Raw genomic sequence first — 1,869 nt, forward strand, 5'->3', positions numbered from 1 at the left:
GCCCGCCGTGCCCGACCAAGGACACGGCGGGCCATACCACGCTCCGTCACCCGTCGCCGCACTACTCACGGAACGCGGTCGTCACCGGCAGCCTGCGGTCCCGGCCGAACGCGAGCGCCGTGACCTTCGGTCCCAGCGGATACTGCCGGCGCTTCCACTCGGCGCGGTCCACCAGACGCATCACCGTGTCCACGGTGGCCTCGTCGAACCCGTCGGCCAGCAGATCGGCCCGACCGTGCGCATGCTCGATGTATGCGGACAACACCCGGTCCAGCAGCCCGTATTCGGGCAGGCTGTCGGAGTCCTTCTGTCCGGGGCGCAGTTCGGCGCTGGGCGCCTTGACGATGCTGTTGACGGGGATCATCACGCCGTCCGGCAGCGGCACGCCGGCGTCACGCCGCTCGTTGCCGACCACGGCCAGTCCGCCGATGCCCATGCCGGCCGCGGCGGCCTTGTTGCGCCAACGGGCCAGCTCCCACACGCGCGTCTTGAGCAGGTCCTTGATCGGCGCGTACCCGCCGACGGCATCGCCGTAGATGGTGGAATACCCACAGGCGAGCTCGGATTTGTTGCCGGTGGCCAGGGCCAGCAGCCCCTTGGCGTTCGAGTAGGCCATCACGATGACGCCGCGGATGCGCGCCTGCAGGTTCTCGGCGGCCACGCCCTCCAGCGCCAGCTGGCTCTGGAACGCGGCGAACAACGGTTCGATCGGCTGGATGTCATAGTGGGCGCCGAGGTTCGCGGCCAGGTCGGCGGCGTCGTCCTTCGAGCCGTCGGAGGAGTACATGCTGGGCATCGAGATGCCCCAGACGTTCCCGCCGCCGCAGGCGTCCGCGGCCATGGCGGCCACCAGCGCCGAATCGATGCCGCCGGACAGGCCGAGCGTGACGCCCTTGAACCCGTTCTTGCGCATGTAGTCCTTCAGTCCCAGCACGCAGGCCGTGTAGACCTCCTCGTCCGGATCCAGATCGGCGGCGATGCTGGTCGGCGTCTGACGCGCGGCGTCGGTGTCGAGCGTGAAATAGCTCAGGTCCTCCATGAACATCGGGGAACGCTCCAGCAGCGTGCCATCCGAGTCAACCACTAAGCTGCCACCGTCGAAGATCAGGTCATCCTGCCCGCCCACCTGGTTCAGGTAGATCAGCGGCGCGCCGACCTCACGGGCGCGGCGAATCGCCAGCTCCATCCGCGTATGGGTCTTGCCTTCCTCGTACGGCGAGCCGTTCATCGTCAGCAGCAGGTCGATGCCCCGTTCCGCCAGCTCGGCCACGGGTCCGCCGTCCTGCCAGATGTCCTCGCAGATCGCCACGCCGATGCGTGCGCCGTCCACGTCGATGACCACCGAACGGTCCCCTGCAGAGAAGATGCGGAACTCGTCGAACACGCCGTAGTTCGGCAGGAAATGCTTGTCATAGCCGGCCCAGACCACGCCCTCATGCAGGACCACCATGCGATTGCGCGGCTTGGAGGTCTCGGGGTCGGTGCCGACCGTGCCGACCGCCACATACAGCTCCCCCAGACCTTCGGCGGCGAGCGCGGCGGCCAGTTCGTTCGCCTGGTTCCATGCCGCCTGCCGGAAGGTGCGGCGCAACGCCAGGTCCTCGATCGGGTAGCCGGTCAGGGTCATCTCGGGGAACACGACCACGCGGGCGTGCTCGCCGGCTGCGCGGCGGGTGTAATCGAGCACCTTGGCGGCGTTGCCGGCAAGGTCGCCGACGCAGGTGTCGATCTGGGCTAGGGCAAAGCGAATCTGTGTCATGTCCCCCAGTCTAGCCGCCATACGCCCAACCGGACATCGGCGGATTCGCATCCCGCACCGGCTCGCCTGCGGCTCGACGCATCGTGCGCGGGAGGAGCCGGTCCACGTGC

At 68.4% G+C, this 1,869-nt stretch carries 1 protein-coding gene; it reads right to left on the reverse strand.

The genetic code is table 11. The features are described 5' to 3' along the window. Window positions 1-61: 61 nt before the first annotated feature. Complete coding sequence (locus tag B4C31_RS01135; RefSeq protein ID WP_291530991.1) at window positions 62-1,759, reverse strand: NAD+ synthase; 1,698 nt, start codon at window positions 1,757-1,759, stop codon at window positions 62-64. Window positions 1,760-1,869 lie beyond the last annotated feature (110 nt).

Source organism: Bifidobacterium sp. UBA4282, from assembly GCF_002394995.1.
Lineage (GTDB): Bacteria > Actinomycetota > Actinomycetes > Actinomycetales > Bifidobacteriaceae > Bifidobacterium > Bifidobacterium pullorum_B.

Coding starts and splice junctions, on each gene's coding strand:
- B4C31_RS01135 (WP_291530991.1), bottom strand. CDS start 1,759: ATGACACAGATTCGCTTTGCCCTAGCCCAGATCGACACCTGCGTCGGC.